Origin of the sequence: Bacillus sp. V3B (assembly GCF_024494465.1) — a bacterium.
Taxonomy (GTDB): domain Bacteria; phylum Bacillota; class Bacilli; order Bacillales; family Cytobacillaceae; genus Bacillus_BD.
Genome location: NZ_JAETXM010000021.1, coordinates 1 through 26,239, shown reverse-complemented (window position 1 = coordinate 26,239; position 26,239 = coordinate 1). Strand labels below are relative to the sequence as shown.

The window sequence follows — 26,239 nt, the reverse complement described above, 5'->3', positions numbered from 1 at the left end:
ATAGGCAAATCAATCATTATCGAAATTATTTGTAAATTATTTTGTCTTATTGCATATGATAGAGTAATCCACCATTTTAACTGATTTTTTACATTCTCTATATTGTATGATTCTATGGGAAATATGTGCAAAAATAATTATTTTTTAAGGAGGGGTTAGAATGAACGATAAGAATAACCATCAATTTGTGATTTCAAAAGAAGATTGGTCCCTCCATCGTAAAGGCCATGATGACCAGCAGCGGCACCAAGAAAAAGTCCAAGAAGCGATTCGAAATAATCTTCCTGATTTAATTACAGAAGAGAGTATTATTATGTCAAAGGGTAGAGAAATGGTGAAAATCCCAATTCGTTCTCTTGACGAATATAAGATTCGTTATAATTACGATAAGAATAAACATGTGGGTCAAGGCGATGGAGAAAGCCAGGTTGGGGACGTTGTTGCTCGCGATGGTTCTGATGCACAAAAAGGTCCCGGTAAAGGGCAAGGGGCAGGAGACCAAGCAGGTGAAGATTATTTTGAAGCAGAGGTTTCTTTAATGGAATTGGAAGAGGCTTTGTTCAAACAATTAGAACTGCCTAATTTAAAAAAGAAAGAACTTCAAGAGAATCTTCTTGAAGACATTGAATTCAATGATATCCGAAAAACAGGTTTAATGGGAAATATCGATAAGAAAAGAACCATGATGTCAGCTTTTAAGCGAAATGCAATGACAGGAGCGCCCAAATTTCATCCTATTTATCAGGAAGACTTAAAATTTAAGACATGGAATGAAATTGTGAAGCCTGATTCAAAAGCCGTGGTTCTTGCCATGATGGATACGAGTGGCTCAATGGGAATTTGGGAAAAGTATATGGCTAGAAGCTTTTTCTTCTGGATGACAAGATTTTTACGTTCTAAATATGAAACGGTAGAAATCGAGTTTATTGCTCATCATACGGAAGCCAAAGTTGTATCAGAAGACGATTTCTTTTCAAAAGGAGAAAGCGGTGGTACGATTTGTTCATCCGCGTATCGAAAGGCACTCGAATTGATTGAGGGAAAATATCATCCAGATCGCTTTAATATTTATCCATTTCATTTTTCTGATGGAGATAACCTAACCTCAGATAACGCTCGTTGTGTTAAACTTGTGGAGGAATTAATTAAGGTTTCCAGTATGTTTGGTTATGGTGAAGTAAACCAATATAATCGTCATTCGACACTAATGTCCGCCTATAAAAATATCAAAAATGAATATTTCAAATATTATATTCTCAAGCAAAAAGCAGACGTATTCAATGCGATGACTAGCTTCTTTGAAAAAGAAGCAGAGAATAAGCAATATGCATAAACATAAAAACGATAGGTGACCAGTACCTATCGTTTTTTGTGCGCGCTGAAAAGATATTTGATAGTAGTCGTGAGGATATTACTTGAAAAGCGACTAACCTTTTTGGAAATATTTATTGTTAAGAGAGTGTTATTTTATATTCACAGTGTTCATCCCCATTTACATTGCATTTTACTTCCCGCAAGTTGATTTCTTGCTTCCATAGTTTTTTTAATGCTCCTTCTAAAATAGCACCTTCTAAATCACATACTAGCTTTCCTTCCTGAGCAGGTATTCCTTTACAAAAACAATCTTCCACGATGATACTTATTTCATTTTCCGTTTTTTCTAGGATAGTAGGTTTGCCAATTTTGAGTTGAACGAACATTTCAATAATATCTTCTAATGAATGTACTGGTAAACTCTCACCAATTTTTCTACCAACAGTTAAAGTGGTGCTTTTTCCTTTCATTGGTAAGCCCTGATACATCCCTATTAAGCGGATCGCCCGAAACAATTCGAGTGGGACGTGATCACCTAACTCGTCTCGATTAATTTGCTTCATATCGTCAAAAGTAAAATCTCTCATCATAATAACCACCGCTTTCAAGCTTGATACATCCATTCTCCCTGAAAATCCTTCGTTTGTACTTGATGTAGATCACTGTTTTGAAAAAGAAATAGAGATAAACTGACATTATGAGACGGCTTAAGGCCTTGAGCGGTTAGCGGTTTATACGTCGCAGCTGAATAACTGAAATACAAGTCACTTTTTTAGGTGGAGATATGATGATAGATAAACAATTGATGCGACGGCATTTAGAGAATCCTTTCTTTGACACATTTTTTAACCTCTATAGTCAAGGGATCGTACTAGTTGATCAAAATGGTCAAATTGTAAAGGCAAATCCTGCTTTTCATAAATTAACTGGTTATAATCATAATGATTTGATGGGAAAATCTATCCACGTCCTTCATTTTCAACGGCAATCAGCTTTTTCTTTTCAGAAAGGTGATCCTCTTGAGAATCATTGGGAAACTGAGATTCTTTTACAACGGAAAAATGGAAGGGTTAAGAATCTTGGGCTAGAGGTTATTCAGTTGCACAATATACAGAATGAATCATACTTTGCTTTTATTTATAATGAAATTCATCCATTAGTGTATAGGGATCCTTTAACAAAACTACCGAATAGACGTTGTTTTGAGGAATGCTTACAAGAATCACTGATAAAAAAATCAGCGAGAGAAAACCTGGCAGCGCTTCTCTTTATTGACCTAGATCGTTTTAAATTTATAAATGATACACTCGGACATAAATATGGAGACGAATTGTTGCAAAGTGTAGCAGAAAGAATGAAAAAATCCCTCAGTAATAACGATATCGTTGCCAGAATGGGTGGGGATGAATTTGTTTGTTTGCTTCCAAATATAACAAATAGAAGAGAAGCAGAGGAGATTGCTAATCGACTGTTGAGGAGTCTATCACAACCAGTTCAATTATTTAACCAAGAGCTTATTATAACTGCTAGTATTGGTATCAGCCTTTATCCGAATGATAGTGATGATACTGAGGTGTTAATTACCAATGCCGATATGGCAATGTATAAAGCGAAAAGACAAGGAAGAAACCAAATCGAGTGGTTTAAAGCAGAAGATCAGGCCGGAGGGTATGAAAGGTTTATTTTAGAAAAAGATTTGCGAAAGGCTGTTAGGAGAAACCAACTTCAACTTGTATATCAACCGCAAGTTGATTTGTTAGAAAACGAAGTGACGGGTGTTGAGGCATTATTGCGTTGGGAGCATCCTGAACTTGGATTTATTTCTCCTAGTGAATTTATCCCACTTGCAGAAGAAACAGGATTGATCATTTCAATTGGAGAATGGGTGCTTAGAGAAGCGTGCAGACAAAATAAAGTATGGCAGGATACTGGCTATCAGCCTATTAAAGTAGCGGTTAACCTTTCTGTTAAACAATTCTCTGAAACTAGTCTTCCTGAAATAATCGATGGGATATTGAAAGAAACAGGATTAGACTCGCAATGGCTTGAAGTAGAGATAACGGAAAGTATGATTTTTCAAGATGTAAATGTAGCCATTAGCATTCTGAATAAATTGAAGGAAATGAGAATTCATATTTCAATTGATGATTTCGGAACAGGTTATTCTTCTTTAAGTTATTTAGGAAAACTACCTGTAGATATTTTGAAAATTGATCGTTCTTTTATTAAAGATATTGAAACGGATAAAAGTTCGTCACTTGTTACAAATGCGATCATCTCTCTTGCTCATTCAATGAAGCTTAAAGTGATTGCAGAGGGTGTTGAAACAGGTGGTCAGTTACATGTGGTGAAAAAACAAACTTGTGATGCTGTTCAAGGGTATCTTTTTAGTAAGCCACTCGCACCATCGGAAATGAAAAAGTATTTACAACGTTAGCGGTAAAAAGTAGTTTCATACATGAGATTCATGATGTTGAGGTTCATTAAACGAGGTGTTGCTAAAGTAGGAATAAAATGATAAAAAGGATGGTTGGATTCCATCCTTTTTGGCTTTAAGTAAAAAAATTTGAGATTATTGGTTTAAAAATTTTACACAAACCGGATGTGGAACAACAATATCAGATTGAAGTAAGGTGAGTGTACCGGTTTCTATATTTCTTTTGTATAGAACAAGATTACTCGATTCTTGGTTAGAGGCAATGACATATTTCTCTGTAGGATCTAAAGAAAAATCACGCGGCCAATCTCCCATTGTTGAAGTATGCTCCACAAAGGTTAGCTTGTATGTGTCTTGATCGACACTGAATACTGCAATGCTGTTATGTCCTCGATTACCCGCATAAACAAAACGACCATCAGAGGAAATATGAATGGCACTACCTTGATTATTTTCTGTGAAATCTGCTGGCAAAGTAGAAATAGATTGAATTTCAGAAAATGCTCCGTTCTCTGTGTTGTATTGTAATAAAATGACTTCAGAACTAAATTCAGTCATCAAATAGGCATAAGGATGATTGGGATGAAAGACAAGATGTCTAGGACCACTACCTGGTTTTAGATCCAAATGGCTTACTTTTACCAATTCATCCTTATTTAATTTGTAAGTTACTAATTGATCAATTCCGAGATCAACCACTGCAATATATTTTTCATCAGGTGTGAAAGCAGCGTAATGTGTATGAGGCTTTTGATCTTCATTTGCACCTTTATGCTGAATAATCGAAGGTTCTCCGTTAATCATACCGTTTTCTTTATTCAAAGTGTTAGCTGCTACAGTTCCCTTATGATAGTTTCCAGATAATAAATAGCGATTTTTAGGATCAACACTTACATGACAGGGTGGTGATCCTTCTGCTGTTTGTTGATTCAGAAATTGCAAATCTCCAGTGTCTCTGCTTAGAGAAAAAGCTGCTACACCGCCATTTTCTCCTGCTTTTGCTACTGCATATAAGTGTTGATTGTTTTTGCTGATGGTTAAGTAAGTAGGATTCTCTATTTTTGCAGCAACTTTCATATCTTCAATCTTTCCATCCTCTGTATTGAAGGTGAAAGAGTAAATACCTTCGCTAGCTCCTTTTGTATATGTACCAATAAACCCAAGAAACTTATGTTCATTTTTCATCTCTATTTTTTACCTCCTTTTAATGATTAGAGTTAAACTTATGCAAATTAGATCTTACCATACTCCTCATTCAATAAGCTAATAACAGATGGTTAATTGCTGATTTATGAAGGGTTTTTTCGCATAGATTGTTGTTTTCTGAATGAATATCTAAACCGTATGAATCAGAATGTCGGGGCATCTTTTCGTAACAATTCTTATGTGTTCAATATCAAAATGAGTATGTAGTTTCTATATTATATTATGAAAAGCAACAAAGTTTACGAAAAGGGCCTTTATGAAAGAAAAGCATGAAAAATGATGTTATTGGAATAAATAATGGAAAAGCTGTATATGTTTAATTAGATCTTTGACAATCTTATATACGTCATTCACAAGAAGTTCTAAAGAAATGTAGAGGTAGAGTGAATGGGAAAAAAACTACTTTTTTATGTAACAGGAATTGCTATTGCTTGTATGGGTGTTACGTTTATTATCAAGTCTAATGCTGGGGCAGGTCCTCAAGATATCGTCTTATTAGTGTTAGCTGAGAGGACAGGATTTACCTTTGGAACATGGGTCATCATTTCTCAAGGTCTATTTTTGTTGTTCAATTCATTTCTTCTCAAAAAAAGACCAGAATTTGAGTCTGTGATTACAATGATCTTTTGGGGAGTCATGATGGATTTTTGGATGGAGCTTATTTTTACTAATTTGGAGAGTTGGTTACATTCTCCGTCATTAAGATGGGGGGTCTTTCTGCTGGGAGTTTTACTCATTGGAATGGGAGTTGGGATTTATTTAACGGCAAACTTACCAAGAATGCCTTATGATGGGATGATGGTAGCCTTAACTGAACGATTTCATATGAGTTTAATGATTTCACGAACCATCTTAGAAGTTACGTTTATCATGATCGGGGTCATAATCGGAGGTAAAATAGGTGCTGGTTCCATTGTTTTGGTACTTTGTATTGGAACCATCATTCAATTCTTTAATAAGTTAGCCTATAAAATTTATCACAATCCGTTTAATTTTATGAACATAACAAAATAAAACGACAGGTGTTATCGATAACACCTGTCGTTTTATTATTTTAGGCAAAATGAAGGTCGTATTGTTTCGTTTTCATAGCCTCTTCATATTCTTCAGTAAGACGATTCATAATTGTTTGGACAGGTAGGATTTCTTTGATTTCACCAACTCTTGATCCGGCAAAAACAAGTCCGTTTTCAACATCCCCTTCTACTATTTTGAATAAAGAGTCGAGTGTACAAAAACGATAAGAGCAATTCTTAAGACAATCATGGCATTTATCTATTTTTACTGTCTTTGAACGAGTGATCAAATCACTAAAATTATTTTTAATTACTCTCCCATGTAAGCCAACAGTTGTTTTGACAAGAAGAGTATCCTCTTTACGAGCATCCACGTACTTTTGTTTGAAATTCAGTGGAGCATCACATTCATCACTTGCGACAAATCGTGTTCCCATTTGCACACCTGATGCGCCCATCCCGATGGCCTTTGCAATATCAGCACCAGTTAAAATCCCACCTGCTGCAATGACAGGTATTGAAACAGCTTCAACGACTTCAGGTAGAATGTCAAACACAGATCTGTCCGTTCCAAGATGTCCACCTGCATCGACTCCTTCAACTACAACAGCAGCAGCACCGAGTCTTTCAGAAATTCGTGCAAGTTTTGCGCTTGAGACGATAGAGAGGACCGGAATTCCAACCTTTTTTCCCCAGGCATACATATCACGTGAGACACCAGCACCAGAAATAATAAAATCCACCTTTTCTTCAAGTGCGATTTTCATTTTTTCAGCAAAATCATTCATAGCAAATAAAATGTTTACACCAATATAACCTGCATTTGTAGCCCGCTCTTTTGCTTGTCTAATGTGGCTACGCATTTCATCTATGGAGATACCAGTACCGGAAATGATTCCAATTCCACCTGCATTAGCTACAGCAGAGGCAAGTCCACTAAGGGAAATACCAACACCCATTCCACCTTGTATAACGGGAACTTTTGGAAGCATATGGCCTATTTTTAACTGTGGAAATTTCAATATAATACCCCGTTTCTTTTGATCATAATCAATAGTTTACTTAAGCATTGTATCATCTAAATTTTTAAAAATATGTGATTTATATTACCACATGTTAAAAATTGATAATAAATTAAATGGGGCTTTTGGAGTTTATTATCAACTTTTAACAAAAAATATTTACAAATAGTGGAAGGTTAATGAGGAAGGAATGGAATGGAAAATGAGGAGGTCTATGCAAAAAGCCAGCGGAATAGCTGGCTTTTTGCATAGGTAATATTCCTGTTTCTAGCAACTTTAAAAAATCCTCATTGATTATTGAAGCTGTTGACCACTAGTAGTAGCGAAACTGTTGATAATGGTTTCCATATCTTGTTGATCTAATCGCGCTACTTGGTAATATTGATGTTTGTTTTGGTATTGGAATATTTCATAGGCCATTTCAATGTAATTAGGAACAGAGTCGGCAATAACCCGTCTAACAACAGGGTTTGTCACCTCAAGGGCAGCTTTTGTAAGTTCGCTGGCACCAGCTTTCATTAATCCCATCATATAGTTAGAAATGCATTTGTCACCAATTTCTGATGCATTCATTTTTGGTTTTCTTGGTTGACTAGGAGTTAAGCCATACACAACATCATTGTTTTGTGTCATCGTATATCTTACTGTATGATGTGATGGATTCATGCCTGACTTATAACATTCAGTCAGAATATTATATTGGTCTTGTATAAATTGATGTTGACGGTTCAAAATATTTATTAATTCAGGATCCTTTACATGTTGCTTATAGAGTAAATATTGATCGAGTGTTGAAATGGTACAGCTTAACACTTCATGAACATCCATTAATTCATGTCCACCATGTTTTGTATCAGTTGGCTGCATATTCGACATCATTTGTTGCGTATTATTTTGTTGCTGCATATTCATCATTATATGATTTCCTCCTATTATAAAATTGTAGACGTTCTCGTCATACATGATTATTGTGTTAAAAAGAAGTGTAAAGATGTAAGGAATATAAATCCAAATTTCTTTAGGCTTTAGCTTCGTATAGTTTTAGTGTGAAAGAAATAATGTGAATATCTTAGTATATAGGTGGGAGGAGCAAATAAATATTGATAATATAATCAATATAAATAATACAAGGATGAAGAGATATGAAAGAACGAAAAGCCGATATTATTTTGCATCCTATCCGTTTAAGAGTTATTCAAAAATTCCTTGGTGGTGAGGAAAGAACAGCAAGGAACTTGCACAATTGTTACCAGATATTGCACAAGCCACCTTGTACCGACAGTTAGATACATGGATAAAAAGCAAATATATTAATCATTGCTCGGTCTAATGAAGGAATATAAGAGCTTGTCCGAAATACCAGTAGATTTTGAGCTACTAGATATTTTAGAGAATTGGTTAAAAGAGAATTTTGTTCATATATAAGGAATTTATGGTGCCCGAAATCAGCAGAAATAGTCCTAAAAGCGTCCCGACCATTAATGCGGTAAAAAAGTGATTTGATAGAAAATTAGGATAGCGAAAGTATAGACAAGTGGATGAACTTTGCGCCATTTTCCTTTCACTACTTTTAAAAACGGTTGTTTATGAGAAAAAATATGTGAAGAGTTAATTCTTTTTTGAACTACCCACCACTTAATTTTCTAACGAAAATTTGAAGTGGGGGATTCCTAAGAACACCGATCTATCGATCAGTTATTGATTAGGCGATCCCCGTCATTCCAACGGTTAGAAGTCTTACGGCTTCATTTTTAAGATTTAAACTTGCGTTAATATCTCGGTCATGATGGGTATGACATTCTGGGCAATCCCATTCACGTAGTCCAAGATTTTTAACTTCATTCAGCAGAAGTCCTCCACTTCTGTAAGTGGGGGATGAATGCAAAAAGCTCTCTGATTCAGTGGGGGTTCAAACCCCGACTGAATGAAGTTAAGCCTCCGGCGGATGCCTCGGATTTTTTAAAGGTAATTGATCGAGCGAGCTCGACGACGGACAGGACGTCCTAGTCAGGCGAAAGCCACAGGATGTGGCTTTCTGAAGCGTGATAAAAATCCGGGCGCAAATTCGGCGGGGCGAATTTGATCGTCTTTGTTTTGATAGCCACAACAAGAACATAGTTGACTAGAAGGAAAGTTTTTCGCTACTGTAACGACTTGTTTTCCATACCATTTTGCCTTGTATTTAATCATGGTTTTGAATTGTGACCAAGATACTTCACTGATGGCTTTTGCAAGGTTGTGATTCTTTAACATATTAGATACTGACAAATCCTCCATTCCGATGATGTCGTGGTTTTTGACAATTTCGGTAGAGATTTTATCCAAGTAATCTTTACGTGTATGGGCAATCTTTTCATGAATACGAGCCACTTTACGTTTGGCTTTGTACCAGTTCGCACCGCCTATGGTTCGTCTACTCATGATTCGCCCGGCTTTGGCTAACTTTTCTTCTAAGGCGCGGAAAAATTTTGGGTTTTTATAAGGGGGTGTTCCATCTGAAAGAATGGCAAAGTCTTTGACACCCACATCAATGCCGACAGCCGAATGGGTTTTAGGTAATTCTGCGACTTCTGTTTCCATTCCTAAAGAAACAAAATATTTTCCGGAAGGATTGCGTCTGATGGTAGCGCTCAAAATTCGTCCTTCTACTTCACGGCTTTTGGCAAAACGAACAAGTCCTAGTTTTGGTAATTTCATATAATGATCTACTACCGCAATATTTCCGTTCGTATGCTTGGTTGTGTAAGACTGAACCTGATTCTTTTTAGACTTAAAACGGGGTTGTTTGTTCTGTTTTTTGTAATATCGCTCATAGGAGTCACTTAGGTTTTCAACAGACTTTTGCAAAGCAATACTATCTACTTCTTTTAAAAAGGGATAATGCTGCTTCAGTTCAGGAAGTGATTTAACGGTTTCATATTTATTTAAGCCTTTGCCTTTCCAATGATTCATGGGAAGCTGACCATTCTGTTTCATTTCTTCTACGATCGACCAATAAGCGTCTTTTTCTTTTTGTTTGCCAAGAAAGAAGTTAAATACAAAACGAGAACAACCAATGGTCTTATTCATGAGTCCTGCTTGTTTTTGGTTAGGATACATACGAAACTTATAGGATTTGTTCACCAACATACGTTGACACCTCCTTGTTCCCTGCTTCTATTTTACCATTTTTATGAATATTATTCAAACGTTTGTTCTTGTTTTTGCAAGAGAATTAACAAAGGGTGATTTGGAACTCATATGATGATTTTTTTCAAGTTAAGCAGAATATGTGCTCTCGAACAGTCGGACAATCGAGATGGCAAGAAAGCCATCCCTTGTCCGAAGGCGATTCATCCCCTCCCTACTCATTGGGCTAACTCCCTTCACATTCCTTGAGGAAGGGGTATTCTCGCCTATTTTAGATAAAAGTTAACAGTTATTTAATATGTTAAGCGGTAGATTTGTTAAATAAGGCTGTTGATAGTGATATGATATAAGTAGTCTATCGAATGGAGGGTTTTATCAATGGTACATAGCATCTCTCATAAAATAAAGTTACATACGGGTGTAGAAATGCCGCAGTTTGGCCTGGGTGTATTTAAGATTGAAGATGGAAATGAAGCTGTTGACACTGTTAAAACAGCTTTAAATCTTGGATATCGTTCGATTGATACAGCTGCATTTTATGATAATGAAGAAGGAGTCGGGCAAGCGATAAAAGACAGTGGAATCCCGCGTGAAGAGTTATTTATCACAACAAAAGTATGGAATACGGATCAAGGCTACGAAGAAACACTTGCCGCTTTTGAAAAGAGTCGTAAAAAGCTTGGTTTGGAATATATTGATTTGTATTTGATCCATTGGCCAGTAGAAGATGAATATTTACATACTTGGAAGGCATTGGAAAGGCTTTATGATGAAGGAAAAGTAAAATCTATTGGAGTGAGCAACTTCCAGATCCATCACTTACAAGATTTATTCGTTCATTCGAAGGAAAAACCGGTCGTGAATCAAGTAGAATTACATCCGCTGCTATCCCAAAAAGAGCTAAGATCTTTTTGTAAGGAAAATGATATCGCAGTAGAGGCATGGTCACCAATAGCGAGAGGTCGTTTACTTGAGGATTCCCGCCTTATAGCAATTGCCGAAAAGTATGGAAAATCAACTGCTCAAGTTATTTTAAGATGGCATTTGCAAAATGATGTGATCATTATTCCTAAATCAGCTTCACCAGTGCGATTAAAGGAAAATGCTGATATTTTTGATTTTGAATTAACAACAGAGGATATGGACGCAATCAATCAATTAAATGAGAATAAGCGTTTTGGACCTGATCCTGATAATTTTAATTTATAGTGAATTAAATAGTCCTTATTACTTTATAAGAAGGATTTATGAAAGGGCTCTCCTAAAGGTGACACATACCTTGTAGGAAAGCTTTTTTTGTATAGAATAAACTTTTTAACTTCATTCAGCAGAAGTCCTCCACTTCTGTAAGTGGGGGATGAATGCAAAAAGCTCTCTGATTCAGTGGGGGTTCAAACCCCGACTGAATGAAGTTAAGCCTCCGGCGGATGCCTCGGATTTTTTAAAGGTAATTGATCGAGCGAGCTCGACGACGGACAGGACGTCCTAGTCAGGCGAAAGCCACAGGATGTGGCTTTCTGAAGCGTGATAAAAATCCGGGCGCAAATTCGGCGGGGCGAATTTGATAAAAGTTGTGAAAGAATATACTTAAATTAACGATGCAGAATACTTTAATAAGCCATATCAGGCATAATAAGTTTTTAATGATTTTTAGGGGTTGGAGATATTGTTAACGAATGTAAATTTTCATAAAGGTTTATTTAGTGGAAATTTACAAGAATAAAACATCTAATGCCTATTTTATTAAAATTACATCGTGAATATATATTTAGTGGGGATAGCGTGAGTGGCTGTCATAGTATTTGGCGAAGGTGGAGCCAATACTTTTTTATTTTCCGTTCTTATAAACTAATCTGTTTTTGCACCAGAACCGTCCCTGGTAATAACGAAAGTGCTAGAAAAAAAGTCCGGAAAAACGAGAAAAGGTAATAAGAAATTAAGAGCAGTGCTTGTTGAAACAGCACATTCAGCAGCAAAAACAAAAAACACCTATCTTTCTTCCCAATACCAACGGTTGGCGGCGAGAATTGGAAAGAAACGTACAGCAGTAGCAGTTGGACATACCATTTTAACGATTGTTTATCACCTGTTAAACAGAAGACAACCATATATTGAGTTGGGTGCGGATTACTTTGAGCGGCGAAAGAAATCGTGATCAAGCAATCTATTAAACGATTAGAGACTCTCGGTTGTAAAGTAACGGTTGAAGCTATAACGTAATTATGTGCAAAAATATATACAGTTAAAGCCCAGATCCTTTTAAAAAAAATGGATTTTACTGGGTGTATTTAGTATTGCGAAAAAATGTGCTATTGCCGTTTATTATTTTCAGGATAGCTTAATAAGGTTTTATCAAAAATTAAAAAAGCAGCAATACCATTCAGGTATAACTGCCCTTTTTTATTTTTACTTTTTGGAATTATCGTGTTTCACTAAAATATCTTGAGAGATATTAACTGTGTTTCCAGCAGTATCGGTTGCTTTATAGGTAACGGTATAAACACGGTCTCCACTGCCACTTCTTTCAGCACGTACTAAGAAGTTTGTATCGGGTATACTGAATTCGGCACCTTGTATATCTTGAGTCGTGTTTCCATCACCTTTTCCGTTATCCTGTTGATTGCTTATAATCGATACCAATTCATATGAATCAACCCCAGATAAACTGTCGGCTGCTTCAACGGAAGCATTTATCGGAACTAACTTGTGGTTTCTATCTGTGATAACGGATTGATCAAAAGAAACATTTAAAGTTGGTGCTGTTTTATCGATTTTTACCTCCATTGATTTAGTTTCTTCAACATTACCTGCATTATCGATACTTCTGTATTGAACTTTATTGATGCCTTCATTACTGATAGTAATACTGTTATTGTATGTTAACCAATCACCGTTGTTCACTTTATACTGTGTTGTAGCAACACCAGATAGATTGTCTGATGACTCAAGTGTTAGGTCTACATCTGTGTTATACCATCCATCTTTTACTAGGTTAGTAGTTGTTACAGGAGCTGTTTTGTCCAGGTCAACTTCAAAACTTTTATATGACTCTACATTACCTGCGTTATCAATACTTCTGTAATCAACAATGTTCTTACCTTCAGTAAAGGATTTAATAGGTTCAGTATACTCTGTCCATTCGCCGTTATTAATTCTGTATTCTGTTTTTGCTACACCAGAAATTTCATCAGTAGCTGATAGTGTTATTGAATCATCTTTATTTGTCCAATTTGTTGGAACGTTGCTTGCGGCTGTAACTGGCGTCGTCTTATCTATTTTAACTACTTCAGTTTTGATTTCTTCTTCATTTCCTGCGTTATCAATACTTTTATACTCAACCGTGTTTACGCCTTCGTTTTGTAATTCAAAAGCATTGGTATACTCATTCCAATCACCATTATTTATTTTATAGAATGTTTTAGCAACTCCTGATTGATCATCAGTAGCATTTAATGAAACATTGACATTACTAGAGTACCATTCATTCACTTTTGGTGAAGCAGATTGTAATTCTATTTTTGTTACAGGACTAGTTTGATCGGATGGGCCAATAGTAATATTGTAATTGCTTAAATCTCGGTATTCGGAAGTATTTGTTTTATAGGTGGATGTTCCATTATAATAACGATAATAATTATCTTGTTTATCATATACAGAAATGGAACTTATTGTCCATTCACCTTCAGCGTCATACTGGCCAACGTTGAAGATACCCTCATATTTTCCAGTTGTAGAGTTATAGGAAATGGGAACGTATTTACTACCAGTGTCGTTTGGATTTCTATAATAAACATATACGGATTGAACCCCTGTTAAATCGTCTGTCACATCTGCCGATATCTTAACTTTCTCACCAACCGAAGCCTCTGTAGCCGAAACTGTAAAACTATTTAATGTTGGCGGTGTAACGTCTGAACTGGTTCCGTATACATTGATATCATAGTCGCTTAAATCTCGGTATTCGGAAGTAGATGTTTTATAGGTGGATGTTCCATTATAATAACGATAATAATTATCTTGTTTATCATATACAGAAATGGAACTTATTGTCCATTCACCTTCAGCATCATACTGGCCAACGTTGAAGGTAACCTCATATTTTCCAGTTGTAGAGTTATAGGAAATGGGAACGTATTTACTGCCAGTGTCGTTTGGATTTCTATAATAAACATATACAGATTGAACCCCTGTTAAATCATCTGTTACATCTGCTGATATCTTGACTTGATCTCCAACCGAAGCCTCTGTAGCCGAAACTGTAAAACTATTTAATGTTGGCGGTGTAACGTCTGAACTAGTTCCATATACATTGATATCATAGTTGCTTAAATCTCGGTATTCGGAAGTAGATGTTTTATAGGTGGATGTTCCATTATAATAACGATAATAATTATCTTGTTTATCATATACAGAAATGGAACTTATTGTCCATTCACCTTCAGCATCATACTGGTCAACGTCGAAGGTACCCTCATATTTTCCAGTTGTAGAGTTATAGGAAATGGGAACGTATTTACTACCAGTGTCGTTTGGATTTCTATAATAAACATATACAGATTGAACCCCTGTTAAATCATCTGTTACATCTGCTGATATCTTGACTTGATCTCCAACCGAAGCCTCTTTAGCCGAAACTGTAAAACTATTTAATGTCGGTGGTGTAATATCCCCTTGTGCAAAGCTTTTTGTTGCTGGAGATACTAATGATAAAATCATCAATAAAACCGTTATTTGTGCAAGAAAACTTTTCTTCCAAACTATCATTACCAAACCATCTCTCCTCTGTTTTATTATTTGGTTAATTTAGGAATTACTTCCTATTAAATTACACCTACACACCTTTTTCTCTTATATTTTATTACAAAAGAACTTATTTTTGTGGGAATTTATTAGTTTTCCATTAATCTCCTCAAAAGAGGATATTAGCTCTAATAAAACAAACGCTTTGTTATTTCTTTTCCAGCACTACACTTTTTAGAAATTCTTCTCCTCCCAAATTCGCAAAGAGGGGGAAAGAATTTGAAATATGCTTTGAGAAATTGAAGTAAACTGTTTACTTTAGTTTAAGTATATTTCTTCACAATCTCCTCTGTGTTTTAACATAAATATCCGTTTACGCTTACGAAGCGTTACTTAACAATCTAGCTCTTTAATAGTAGAAACACGAAAAAAATCTTTTTTGAGTAGATGTTTTTCAAAAAAAGGAAAAAGTTATCAGTTGGATTTTAATATTTAAATTTTGCTTGATTCGATTTAGAATAGAGTGGATTAAAGGTAAAATGTTGAATATTTCAAAATGAAATTGACCTTATTTGACTAAAATCGTATGATAGAAACGAATGTTTGGTATCAGAACTAAAGTAGGGAAGGGAGACTTTATGTTATTTACTAATCAGGATTTAAATGATTTTATTGAAGATAAAGTCAATGTTAAAAAGGCTAAAGTGGATTTATATTAGTTTGAAGTTGGATGGGGGATGAATCAACTTGAATATTGAAAACTATCAACATCTATCCGAGTATGACAATGTGTTAGTGACAGATAAGAATGGAATGATTATTTTTTATGATTTGGCTGATTTAAACGTTTTAAGGGAAATCGGACTTAGACCCGAAGAACTAATAAGAAAACATTTTACAAAATTTTATCAAAATCTATCCAATGAAAATAGTACCATTATGGCTGTTTTAAAAAGCGGTACTCCTGCGTGTGATAAAAGACAAGAACTAATTACAAAAAAAGGTAATTCCTTTGTATCTATTAGTTCTACGTATCCTATTTTAGAAAACAATCAAGTGATTGGCACTGTTGAATTTTCGAAACATTTATATAAAAAAGAGAATATCAAATCTTTAGGTAAAATAGCCCATCATAAACTATATCGAAAGAATAATACCATCTATACAATTGATAATCTAATAACGAAAAGTCCAAAAATGAAAGAAGTCAAACAACAAATCAAAAACGTTGCCAGAACAAACTCTACGGTTTTGATACATGGTAAAACGGGTACAGGAAAAGAACTTGTAGCACAATCAATACACAACTTGAGTGAATCTTATCGAGGACCATTTATCTCACTAAACTGTGGAGCCATTCCTCCGAATCTAATGGAAAGTACTTTATTCGGTACAGTGAAAGGAAGTTTTACGGGGGCAAGTGATAATCTTGGTTTGTTTGAACAAGCTGAAGGTGGAACTCTGTTTTTAGATGAAATTAATTCGTTAGATTATTATCTGCAAGTGAAAATGTTAAAAGCGATTGAAGAAAAAATGATAAGAAGAATTGGCGGGGACCGGAATATTTATTTAAATATAAGAGTCATAACCGCTACAAATGAAAACCCAGAAATTTTGTTAGCTGAGAAAAGGCTACGCCAGGATTTATATTACCGTTTAGCCGTTGTCCAAATCGATTTACCAACACTGAAGGAAAGAATAGAAGACATTGAATTACTCACTCAATATTATATTGAGTTTTATAATAATAATATGAATATATTTGTAGATGAAGTAGAAGACCAAGTTATGGAGTGTTTTAAAAGATATAATTGGCCTGGTAATATACGTGAATTAAAAAACGCAATTGAAACAATCTATAATAATGTTTCTACCAATGTGATAACTCTAAATGATATTCCGAAACGAATGAAAGATTTTAATGTTTCGCCTGCAATTGAACCGTTTGAAGAGTCAACACAATCATTAAAAGAATTAGTAGAGTCCTTTGAAAAAGAATTAATCATAAAGGAACTAGACAACATGTATGGGAAAATGACGGAAGCTTCTAAACGATTAGGTATTTCGAAACAGCTTTTAAAATATAAAATGGACAAATATAAATTAAGAAAATAGATTTGTTTCCATTCCTATTTCTATAGAGAGTAAAAATATTTTTACTAAATTCGGTAAAAGTATTTTTACTCTCTATTTTTTTTACTTAATTTTATTGGAATTTAAGCTCAATTATTTAAATATTACAATTTATTAAAATAATATTTTTTTGCTTAATAATACCTAAATCCTCTATAAATGACATGTTTTTTAAAAATAAATGTTTTTGATATAAATCTTTTAAAAAACTAGTTAATTTTTTGTAAAACTGGCACGAAAAATGCAAATACAATTATATAATAAGACAATTTTTACAGTTCTTAATCCATTAAATATTTAGTGAATTGTAAAAATAAGTTTTACTTTATTTAAATTTTGAAAGAAGGTGTATCTATGAATTTTGAAAGAAGATGTATTTATGAATAAGGTCATGAAGGATAGTTTAATATGTGGATTTGTTTTAACAGGTATTGTTCGTCCTTTATTAGGCCTCATTGCCGTATTAAATGCAAAAGGGAAATTTGAAGAATTAACGAAGCCAGTTAGTTCATGGTTTCATATTGCGTTTAACTTAGCAGCGATGCGGTTGATGAAAATGGACAGCCAAAAGGAGAGTCTTGACTCCTTTCAGATGAGATTACCGGCTCGCCTAGCTGGAGTGGGGATTCAAACATATTGATGTACCTATTAAAAGGAGATTTGAAACTCGTTTCCATAGATGGAGGTCCATCACAAACAGTCCCTTTTACGCTGAAATGGCAGCCACAGCTTCCAAGTGGAAAGACCGTGATTCATGTTGGGGGATTATGGGATGGAGTAAGTACCGAACTTAAAGAAAATGTTGATGTTACGTTACAAGGTAACTGAATTGTCGATATCCAACCACATAAAAAAGAGCATAACGGAAAAGTGATCGATGCGAGCGAACTTACCGTTATTCCAGGATTTTGGGATACACACATTCATCAGCAGTTGACTCAGTCTCATTACGGTTCTAGACAAGGACGTCAATTACTCTCCTTTGGGGTCACAAGTACTGTTTCAATGGGAGATTATGCGTATGGTGCGATTGAGGATCGTGAAGCAATTGAATCTGGAAATCGGGTAGCTCCACGTTATTTTGCATCGAGTGAGCTCATCGAGGGTTCACGCGTGTACTATAGCAAATGGAATGACCCCATATGAAGCATTACGCACTGCCACGTATTACCCAGCGAAAAAGATGGGTGTTGAGAATGATTTAGGTACCATTGAGCCAGGAAAGATTGCAGATCTTGTATTCGTGGAGGGAAATCCTTTAGAAGATATAAAAAATACTGTCAATGTCCAGCTGGTTATAAAAGACGGTAAAGTATATTCAGTCGAAGACATTATCGCTCCATTTAATAAGCAATAGATTTTTACATCGAAGAAAGGTAATTCAATCAACATAAAACTTGATGATGTAAGTTAATAGTTTTACAAAGGTAATCTACAAAAATGGCAGGAGGTCTTGATTTATTTTGAAAAAGTTCTTAGTTTTTTTATTAGTATTTATCCTTTTAGGTTCAACTTTAACTGGTATCACATCTGCAAAGAACGTTGCGACACCCAAGAACAATGAGCCTTTAGATTTGATTTTAAAAAATGGATACGTTTATACATCTGATGAAAATAGCAGTACAGCGAAAACGATTGGTGTTCGAGATGGAGAAATTGTCTATGTTGGGAATAATAATAGTGTTAGTTCATTAAAAGGACCTAACACAAAAGTCATTGATTTAGAAGGGAAAATGGTATTACCAGGATTTACCGATAGTCACAATCATGCCTATCTTATGTCAGAAAGTCTATTTTGGCTGGACTTATCCTCTTACTCTACGTTAGAGGAGTACAAAAAGGCGATTCAAGATTATTTGAAAGAACACCCTGACCTAAAGCAATTACGTGGTATTGGCTGGAACGAGCGTCTTGTCACTAGTAATTCCGGAGATCCTCAGCCTAGAGAATGGCTTGATGAAGTAGTATCTGATATACCGGCTGTTTTTATCACGAATGCCCATCACTCTTTATGGGTAAATTCAAAAGCTCTTGAGAATGCTAAAATAGATGCCAATACATCTGATCCAAAGGGCGGTGTTTTTGAGCGCGATTCAGAAACAAATGAGCCCACAGGGATCGTACACGAGTTTTCTGCTCAAGAACTAGTCATTAATGCTCTTCCTATTCCGGACTTTACAGTAGAAGAGTACAAAGAAGCTATTCTTGCCTTTCAGGAAACGGCTGCTGAAAGAGGCGTGACCTCTGTATTCGTACCGGTTCACTATCCAACAGACAGTCTCATTGACGCATTGGGAGAACTAGAGAAGAATGACCAATTAACATTAAGATACGAAATAGCCTTATACGTTGACCCTTATAAATGGGCAGAGCAAATCCCGTCTTTTATCGAGAAACGCGAGGAACATAAAGGCGGTTTGTTCCAGATTAATTCCGTTAAAATCTTTATGGATGGGGTCTTTGCAGCAGGTACAGCCTATGTTAAAGATCCATACGTTCATATGCCGGGCGAGTATGGCCATCCAGTTTGGAAGGAAGACGCATTCAAGGAGGCTGTAACGGCTTTAGATAAGGAAGGATTCCGTGTTCATATCCATGCTATTGGAGATGCAGCTGTTACTTTATCTCTAGATGGTTTTGAAGAGGCAGCAAGGGTCAATGGAAAAAGAGATTCCCGTCATCAAATTACTCACCTGCACCTTGTTCAAGAGGAAGATATGAAACGTTTTAAAGATTTAGGGGTCATTCCTGTTGTGCAGCCTTTCTGGTTTACCAAAAATGAATCCTATGTAAAGGCGATTGGAGAGGAGGGAGCGAATCACGTTTTTCGAATGAAAGGTTATTTTGATGCCGGCATTCCTGTTGCTTCTTCAAGTGATTTTCCGGTAAATGACTTTTGGCCACTTGAGGCAGTACAAAAGGGTGTGACAAGGTTAGCTCTAGATGAAACTGATCCAAGTAAAGTACTATGGCCTGAAGAGAGAGTGTCTCTCAATCAAATGATTACTAGTTATACAATCAATGGGGCTTACGCGAATTTTAGGGAAGAGGAAGCAGGTTCCATTGAAGAAGGTAAAAAAGCTGATTTAGTTATTTTAGAGAAAAACCTTTTTGAGATTCCAGAATCAGAAATTAGTGAAACTACAATCTTAATGACGATATTTGAAGGGGAGGAAGTATTTCGTCATCCTTCATTTAATGAAGGTGGAGCATTACCTAAAACGGCAATCAATAATGAAGGTGGAGCGTTACCTAAAACGGAAAACAATATCCCGATTCTAGCTATTTCCGGTTTTGTTCTTATTCTAATGGCAGGAGCAGTATTAGTGATACGTCATCGTCTAAAAGTACAACAAGGCAAGCGATAAGATTTTCTCATTCTTCTATTCTAGTTCACTAAATCTTTACTCCTGAAGGAAATCACAGCCTAAAGGATACTAAATAAAAAATTGAAACATCTAAGCGAAAACCTATGCGAAAGTTGAAACATAACTTTGCATTGCTGGTTTTCTACATCTGATATGACAATTTAGTTGAAGAACAGGGATGGAAATATAGATATTTTTATGTTGTATTTGACTCGAACTGAGACATAAGAAAGGAGGTTGAAATGAGGTCAGGAAACTCCTGGCTATTAACTTGTTTTTCATGAAGTACTGATTAACATTTTACTTTCTTTATTAGAAAAGGATCTCTTATTATAAGAATTTTTACGCAAAAGAAAAATAAGCAACCAGATTAAGAGAGTAAGGAGTGATCATTCTTTAAAATATAACATTATGGATTTAAGTTACTAGTTTAAAAAAGGCAATCTATAAAACTACAATAATTAAATGAAAGTATGAGGAGTTGCTTTATGAAACGAAAAAATATTTTCAGATGGACTATTTTGATGTTGATCCTTATTTTGTTCCTTGGACAGGATATATTGACAAGTATTTCATCTAATGTAAATGCTAAAAATGATCCAGATACTGTAACTATAACAGAGGGAACTAATATTGCAGTAACTGTTTCCCCTGATCATAGTCAACTTGTTATGGATTTACAGGGAGTTTTATGGACACTTCCAATAAAAGGTGGAAAAGCTAAAAGGATTACTGACAATTATGTTGATCCTTCATTTCCAGATTGGTCCCCAGATGGAAAAAGGATTGCATTCCAATCATACCAAGGAGGAAATTACCACATCTGGTCCATGAAACCCGATGGATCTGATATTCGTCAACTTACTTCTGGTAACTATGATCATCGTGAACCGTCTTTCTCTCCTGATGGATCCAAAATTGCATTTTCGTCAGATCGAGGAGGAAGTTATGATATATGGGTACTAGACTTAGAGACAAATGAACTTAAACCCTGGACTCAAACAGCAGGAAATGGGTATCAACCAACATGGTCACCGAATGGCAATGAAATTGCATATATAAATGGTAGAAAAATTGAAGCAGTTGACGTATCTGGAAATACTCGAACCGTTGTAACAGAAACTTCAGGGACGATATCTACTCCGTCCTGGGGACCAGAAGGTGAAAACATTGCCTACGTTTTGAAAGATGGCCAACAAAGCAACTTAAAGATCTCAGGAAAACAAATCACTACCAATGAAGACGTATTCCCTTTTCAGGTTGAATGGTTATCAGAAGATGAAATCGTTTATACTTCGGATGGTCACATTAAATCGCGAAATCTAGGTGAAGAAAAGGCAGAAACCATTCCATTTAGTGTAGAGATGTCTTTACAACTACAAGATTATACATCTAAAGAACACGACTTTGATTCTAGGAAACCTAAGAAAGTTAAAGGAATTGTTGCACCTAAACTTTCTCCTAATGGTAAACAAGTAGCTTTTATCGCACTTAATGATCTATGGTTATTAGATATTGACAAAGGAAAGCTCCGTCAATTGACAGATGACTCATATATGGAGCTTGATCCAACATGGTCTCCAGATGGAAAGCAGATGGCTTATTCTTCTGATAAAGAAGGGATAGAAGATATCTATCTTTTACATGTGACGTCAGGTAAGGAACAACGATTAACAACCTCCGACAGCGCTGAATTTGCTGCTGTATGGTCTCCGGATGGCGAGAAGATCGCTTATCAAGATGAAAATGGTATAACTTATACTGTTGATATTAATAGTGGGGGTGTCAAACAAGTAATAGAACGACTAAACCTTCCAGGACCTCCTACGTGGGGACCAGATAGTAAAACAATTGCACTAGCAGCTATTAAAACATACTCAAATAGATTCCGTGAAGGAACAAATCAAATTTATATAGTAAACACCGAAACAGGAACAAAAAATTACGTTGATCCAATTCCTTTTAAATCATTGAGTAATCGAAATAACTCGGGGCCGGTATGGTCACCGGATGGAAAACAGATGGCCTTTATTATTGAAAGTTAGCTATGGGTGATGGCGGTTGATGAAAATGGACAGCCAAAAGGAGAGCCTCGACTCCTTTCAGATGAGATTGCCGATTCACCTAGCTGGAGTGGGGATTCAAACACATTGATGTATCTATCAAAAGGAGATTTGAAACTCGTTTCCATAGATGGAGGTCCATCACAAACAGTACCATTTAGTATGAAATGGCAGCCTCAGCTTCCAAGTGGAAAGACCGTGATTCATGTTGGGGGTTTATGGGATGGAGTAAGTACCGAACTTAAAGAAAATGTTGATATTACGTTACAAGGTAACCGAATTGTCGATATTGGGCCGCATAAAAAAGAGAATAACGGAAAGGTGATCGATGCAAGCGAACTTACCGTTATTCCAGGATTATGGGATACACACATTCACCAGCAGTTGACTCAGTCTCATTACGGTTCTAGACAAGGACGTCAATTACTCTCCTTTGGGGTCACAAGTACTGTTTCAATGGGAGATTATGCGTATGGTGCGATTGAGGATCGTGAAGCAATTGAATCTGGAAATCGGGTAGCTCCACGTTATTTTGCATCGAGTGAGCTCATCGAGGGTTCACGCGTTTATTATAGCAATATGAGACCTACCACTTCTTTAGAGGCGGTTAAACGAGAAGTGGAAAGAGCTAGTTCCCTAGAGGTAGATCTTTTGAAAACCTATGTAAGACTTCCAAATGATCACCAAGAATATGTGATTAACGCTGCTCATGAAATGGGAGTACCTGCATTTTCACATTACTTCTTCCCGTCAATGGCATTCGGACAAGATGGAACATCCCATATTTCAGCTACACAGCGTCTAGGATTTTCTCGAACTGTGAGTCCGAGTGGATATGCATATACAGATGTCGTGAAACTTGCTGGGGAATCCGGAATGTCCGTGACATCAACACTATTTGCTAATATGCTTGGATTCTATCCTGAAATTGTTTCAGATCCACGTATTGAAAAATTGTATACACCTTCGCAATATCATTCGATTAAGAGTGAGTATGACGCTGCTTCAACGGAATATCAAGAGAGTGTTGCCAAGGATGTGGCGATATTAAAGGATATTATTGATGCGGGCGGTGTGGTGATAAACGGTACGGATTCACCGCTTGTAGCGATGGGCTTTAGTACACATTCAGAGTTGATGGCTATGACAAAATATGGAATGACTCCATATGAAGCATTACGTACAGCTACTTATTATCCAGCCAAAAAGATGGGTGTTGAGGATGATTTAGGTACAATTGAGCCAGGAAAAATTGCGGACCTTGTATTCGTGGAGGGTAATCCTTTAGAAGATATAAAAAATGCTGTTAATGTCCAGGTGGTTATGAAAGACGGTAAAGTATATTCAGCCGAAGACATTATCGAACCATTTAATAAACAATAGATATTTGTAAAGTTATTTACTTGTTAGTCTTGATCAAGGTGATCATAGTATTGGTCACCTTGATTTCAAGTGTACTCCAATACCTTTACACGAGATTTTTTATTAAAGTAACCATAACCATCTTTATATATTAATCTACAGCAGTATGCAGGATACTTTCTACTTGTTTATGTGGCCGAATAAAAGCCAACAATTTCGTGTTAAGGAGGAGAATATGAACCGCTGGATTCGTTCAAACGCAACTGAAATAACAGGTTTTGCTTTCTTAGGAGCGATCATGTTATGGGTATTCGGTGGCAGTGAATTTATAAAGGTTATGGATGGTTCATCCTTGACGATTTCACCATCTATTCTAAGTATGAATACCATTTTCTTAAGCATTCTGATTGAGGCCCTTCCATTATGGCTTTTGGAAATGATACTAAGATCGCATTGCTACGTATGACATTAGGTTTCGTGGTTGCGGTGATCGTAGCCTTGGTTATCAGTATTACATTAAAGGGTCTCAATTAAAGCAAGAGAATGCAGTGATTACGGCTCCTTCACCTACTTCTAAAAAACTCCCCTTCACGGAGCGGATACGACAGATGTTAAAACATTCTATTGATGAGTTTTTTGATATGGGTAAATTTTTGGTTCTTGGTTCGATTTTTGCTGCCTTTGTACAGACTTATGTGTCTATGAAGTCAATTGCAGAGGTTGGCGAAGGAGTGGTAGCTTCCACTCTTGTTATGATGGCTATGGCTTATTTGTTATCTCTATGTTCAGAAGCTGATGCCTTCATCGCAGCATCTTTTCGTAATATTTTCCCTACAACATCGTTGCTTGCGTTTTTAGTATACGGTCCAATGCTAGATCTAAAAAATACATTCATGATGTTAGGGGTATTTAAAATTCGATTTGTCCTTGTCCTTATCTTTCTTATAACGGTAGTTGTATTCGGTAGTGTAATGGCTGCACATATGTGGTTTTAGGAGGTAAAAAAGATGAAATTCAATTTTCAGCATTTTCTTAGAGCCCTAATCTTACTAGGGTTTGCAGGGTTTATTTTTAAGCTCCACTATACGGGAGATATTGTTAAATATATAAATCCAGAATATGTGTTTTTCAGTAAAATTGCTGCTATATTATTAGTTTCACTTTTCTTTCTCCAATGGGATAATATCTGGAAGAAGAATGAAACACATCAGGGTGATGAATGTGATCATGGACACGGTTGCGGTCATGACCATGGTTTTTCCTCAAAATGGTCAATAAAAGCATTAATATCCTACGTCATTTTAGTTATTCCTTTGGCAGGGGGGCTGGTTTTACCTGTTAATACACTAGGCGCAGAAATTGCTTCTAAAAAAGGATTAATGCTTACGGCAACAGATAAAGGTATATCTAATACTCAAGAAACAAATAGTGAATTTATAGACGACCTATTAGATCAACCTATTATTCAAATGACATACGATAAATTTGTTTTCAACACAGATATTATTATGGGCCATGCTGACAAATTAAAAGGTAAGCCAATTGAAATAACTGGATTTGTCTATAAGGATGAAGTGATGAATTCTAATGAACTGTTTGTTTCAAGGTTTGTTGTTAACCATTGTGTAGCAGATGCGGGTGTGATTAACTTATTGGCTTCTGTAGAAGATGCTCATCAAATAGAACAGGATACGTGGATTGAGATTCGTGGGGTTCTTGATATAGGAAAATATAATGATATGAATATACCAATCATTAATGTATCCAACTGGAAAACAGTCGATGAACCTGCAGACCCTTATGTATATCCATAAATGTCGTTTATACCTCTAGAGTTCCTACTACATATAAGAGTTTGGAGTAAGGAAAAGTAGGGGAATTATAAAAGCATGTGTTCAAAAGTAAAGCAAGAGGCTGTATAAAGTATAAACTTTAGGCAGCCTCTTGCTTTACTTTTGGATACTTAAATATAGAATCGCCATTTTTATGCAATCCATCTTTCAAATGAAGGAATCCTTAAAAACCTTTTTTCATAAGATTGCCATATTTCATAAGTCTCTTTAACTTCGGTTCTAAATAAATATAATAATCGGTTTCTTTTATAATATACTTTGTATATTTTGTATAAAATGCTTTTCGGTCAGCTGGTTTCATAGAAGAATAAAAAAACTACAATTTATACAAAGTAAAACAAAAGTATAGAGATAAAAAAGTAATAGCTATTGGTTGAAAATAAAAATGATCATAACAGATTCCATTGTTTTTTCTTTTAATTTATTTAATGTTTTAACTCGTAGTTGTGTAAAGGCATGATTTTTTATCTTTTTAAAAGGAATTATTTTCTTCACCTGAACACCCTTATACAGATGCTTTGGCTCCGTTTCTTTTCTCTAACCATAGACAGATACCAATTGTCAATAAAATACAAAGTAACATTTTGATATATACA

22 protein-coding genes and 1 pseudogene are annotated in these 26,239 nt (G+C 35.7%); 16 read left to right on the top strand and 7 right to left on the bottom strand.

Annotation, left to right across the window (positions count from 1 at the left end; translation table 11 throughout):
* Positions 1-160 precede the first annotated feature (160 nt).
* Positions 161-1,333, top strand: coding sequence for a sporulation protein YhbH (gene yhbH, locus JMM81_RS17930; RefSeq protein ID WP_256242933.1), 1,173 nt, complete (start codon positions 161-163; stop codon positions 1,331-1,333).
* A gap of 118 nt (positions 1,334-1,451) precedes the next feature.
* Here yhbH and JMM81_RS17925 read toward each other — a convergent pair whose 3' ends face one another.
* The gene (locus tag JMM81_RS17925; RefSeq protein ID WP_256242932.1) at positions 1,452-1,937 is read right to left on the bottom strand and encodes a V4R domain-containing protein; all 486 of its coding nucleotides are present in this window, start codon (positions 1,935-1,937) and stop codon (positions 1,452-1,454) included.
* 161 nt (positions 1,938-2,098) lie between these two features.
* Between JMM81_RS17925 and JMM81_RS17920 the strand changes: the two genes are divergently transcribed.
* Complete coding sequence (locus JMM81_RS17920) at positions 2,099-3,751, top strand: sensor domain-containing protein (protein WP_256242931.1); 1,653 nt, start codon at positions 2,099-2,101, stop codon at positions 3,749-3,751.
* 135 nt (positions 3,752-3,886) lie between these two features.
* On the opposite strand, the gene JMM81_RS17915 is transcribed toward JMM81_RS17920, so the two are convergent.
* The gene (locus tag JMM81_RS17915; RefSeq protein WP_256242930.1) at positions 3,887-4,936 is read right to left on the bottom strand and encodes a lactonase family protein; all 1,050 of its coding nucleotides are present in this window, start codon (positions 4,934-4,936) and stop codon (positions 3,887-3,889) included.
* A gap of 408 nt (positions 4,937-5,344) precedes the next feature.
* Between JMM81_RS17915 and JMM81_RS17910 the strand changes: the two genes are divergently transcribed.
* Positions 5,345-5,971 carry a YczE/YyaS/YitT family protein gene (locus JMM81_RS17910; protein ID WP_256242929.1) on the top strand — a complete coding sequence of 209 codons (627 nt, stop codon included), beginning with the start codon at positions 5,345-5,347 and terminating at the stop codon, positions 5,969-5,971.
* Between the two features lie 40 nt (positions 5,972-6,011).
* Here the strand turns inward: JMM81_RS17910 and JMM81_RS17905 are convergent, their stop codons facing one another.
* The 4 genes from JMM81_RS17905 to tnpB all read right to left on the bottom strand — a co-directional run bounded on the left by JMM81_RS17905 (position 6,012) and on the right by tnpB (position 10,124).
* Positions 6,012-6,965, bottom strand: a complete 954-nt coding sequence (locus JMM81_RS17905; RefSeq protein ID WP_256242959.1) for an NAD(P)H-dependent flavin oxidoreductase — start codon at positions 6,963-6,965, stop codon at positions 6,012-6,014.
* 324 nt (positions 6,966-7,289) lie between these two features.
* Positions 7,290-7,901, bottom strand: a complete 612-nt coding sequence (locus JMM81_RS17900) for a spore coat protein (protein ID WP_375162414.1) — start codon at positions 7,899-7,901, stop codon at positions 7,290-7,292.
* A gap of 796 nt (positions 7,902-8,697) precedes the next feature.
* A complete protein-coding gene (locus JMM81_RS17895) occupies positions 8,698-8,880 on the bottom strand; it encodes a zinc ribbon domain-containing protein (protein ID WP_375162412.1) in 183 nt (60 codons plus the stop codon).
* A 122-nt stretch (positions 8,881-9,002) separates the two neighbouring features.
* Complete coding sequence (gene tnpB, locus JMM81_RS17890; protein WP_256242927.1) at positions 9,003-10,124, bottom strand: IS200/IS605 family element RNA-guided endonuclease TnpB; 1,122 nt, start codon at positions 10,122-10,124, stop codon at positions 9,003-9,005.
* 378 nt (positions 10,125-10,502) lie between these two features.
* On the opposite strand from tnpB, the gene JMM81_RS17885 reads away from it, so the two are divergent.
* Complete coding sequence (locus JMM81_RS17885) at positions 10,503-11,333, top strand: aldo/keto reductase (protein WP_256242926.1); 831 nt, start codon at positions 10,503-10,505, stop codon at positions 11,331-11,333.
* A 663-nt stretch (positions 11,334-11,996) separates the two neighbouring features.
* Positions 11,997-12,344, top strand: a pseudogene (locus JMM81_RS17880) (transposase); the annotation flags it as partial.
* Between the two features lie 186 nt (positions 12,345-12,530).
* On the opposite strand, the gene JMM81_RS17875 reads toward JMM81_RS17880, so the two are convergent.
* The gene (locus tag JMM81_RS17875) at positions 12,531-14,888 is read right to left on the bottom strand and encodes an OmpL47-type beta-barrel domain-containing protein (protein WP_256242925.1); all 2,358 of its coding nucleotides are present in this window, start codon (positions 14,886-14,888) and stop codon (positions 12,531-12,533) included.
* Positions 14,889-15,611: 723 nt separating this feature from the next.
* Here JMM81_RS17875 and JMM81_RS17870 point away from each other — a divergent pair.
* From JMM81_RS17870 to JMM81_RS17820, 11 genes are all read left to right on the top strand, one after another.
* A complete protein-coding gene (locus JMM81_RS17870; RefSeq protein ID WP_256242924.1) occupies positions 15,612-16,979 on the top strand; it encodes a sigma-54 interaction domain-containing protein in 1,368 nt (455 codons plus the stop codon).
* Positions 16,980-17,376: 397 nt separating this feature from the next.
* The gene (locus tag JMM81_RS17865) at positions 17,377-17,637 is read left to right on the top strand and encodes a branched-chain amino acid transport system II carrier protein (RefSeq protein WP_256242923.1); all 261 of its coding nucleotides are present in this window, start codon (positions 17,377-17,379) and stop codon (positions 17,635-17,637) included.
* A complete protein-coding gene (locus JMM81_RS17860; protein WP_256242922.1) occupies positions 17,634-17,825 on the top strand; it encodes a hypothetical protein in 192 nt (63 codons plus the stop codon). The genes JMM81_RS17865 and JMM81_RS17860 overlap by 4 nt, the downstream gene beginning before the upstream one ends.
* A gap of 42 nt (positions 17,826-17,867) precedes the next feature.
* Positions 17,868-18,143: an amidohydrolase family protein gene (locus JMM81_RS17855; protein ID WP_256242921.1), complete on the top strand. Its 276-nt coding sequence runs from the start codon at positions 17,868-17,870 to the stop codon at positions 18,141-18,143.
* Positions 18,130-18,354 (top strand): amidohydrolase family protein, encoded by a 225-nt coding sequence (locus JMM81_RS17850; RefSeq protein WP_256242920.1) that lies wholly within the window; start codon positions 18,130-18,132, stop codon positions 18,352-18,354. The genes JMM81_RS17855 and JMM81_RS17850 overlap by 14 nt, the downstream gene beginning before the upstream one ends.
* A 106-nt stretch (positions 18,355-18,460) precedes the next feature.
* Positions 18,461-20,365: an amidohydrolase gene (locus tag JMM81_RS17845; RefSeq protein WP_256242919.1), complete on the top strand. Its 1,905-nt coding sequence runs from the start codon at positions 18,461-18,463 to the stop codon at positions 20,363-20,365.
* A gap of 488 nt (positions 20,366-20,853) precedes the next feature.
* The gene (locus tag JMM81_RS17840; protein WP_256242918.1) at positions 20,854-22,410 is read left to right on the top strand and encodes a DPP IV N-terminal domain-containing protein; all 1,557 of its coding nucleotides are present in this window, start codon (positions 20,854-20,856) and stop codon (positions 22,408-22,410) included.
* A 9-nt stretch (positions 22,411-22,419) separates the two neighbouring features.
* Positions 22,420-23,811 carry an amidohydrolase family protein gene (locus JMM81_RS17835; RefSeq protein WP_256242917.1) on the top strand — a complete coding sequence of 464 codons (1,392 nt, stop codon included), beginning with the start codon at positions 22,420-22,422 and terminating at the stop codon, positions 23,809-23,811.
* Between the two features lie 214 nt (positions 23,812-24,025).
* Positions 24,026-24,256, top strand: coding sequence for a hypothetical protein (locus tag JMM81_RS17830; RefSeq protein ID WP_256242916.1), 231 nt, complete (start codon positions 24,026-24,028; stop codon positions 24,254-24,256).
* Between the two features lie 82 nt (positions 24,257-24,338).
* Positions 24,339-24,785: a permease gene (locus JMM81_RS17825; protein WP_256242915.1), complete on the top strand. Its 447-nt coding sequence runs from the start codon at positions 24,339-24,341 to the stop codon at positions 24,783-24,785.
* Positions 24,786-24,797: 12 nt separating this feature from the next.
* A complete protein-coding gene (locus tag JMM81_RS17820) occupies positions 24,798-25,604 on the top strand; it encodes a TIGR03943 family putative permease subunit (RefSeq protein ID WP_256242914.1) in 807 nt (268 codons plus the stop codon).
* The last annotated feature ends 635 nt before the right edge of the window (positions 25,605-26,239 follow it).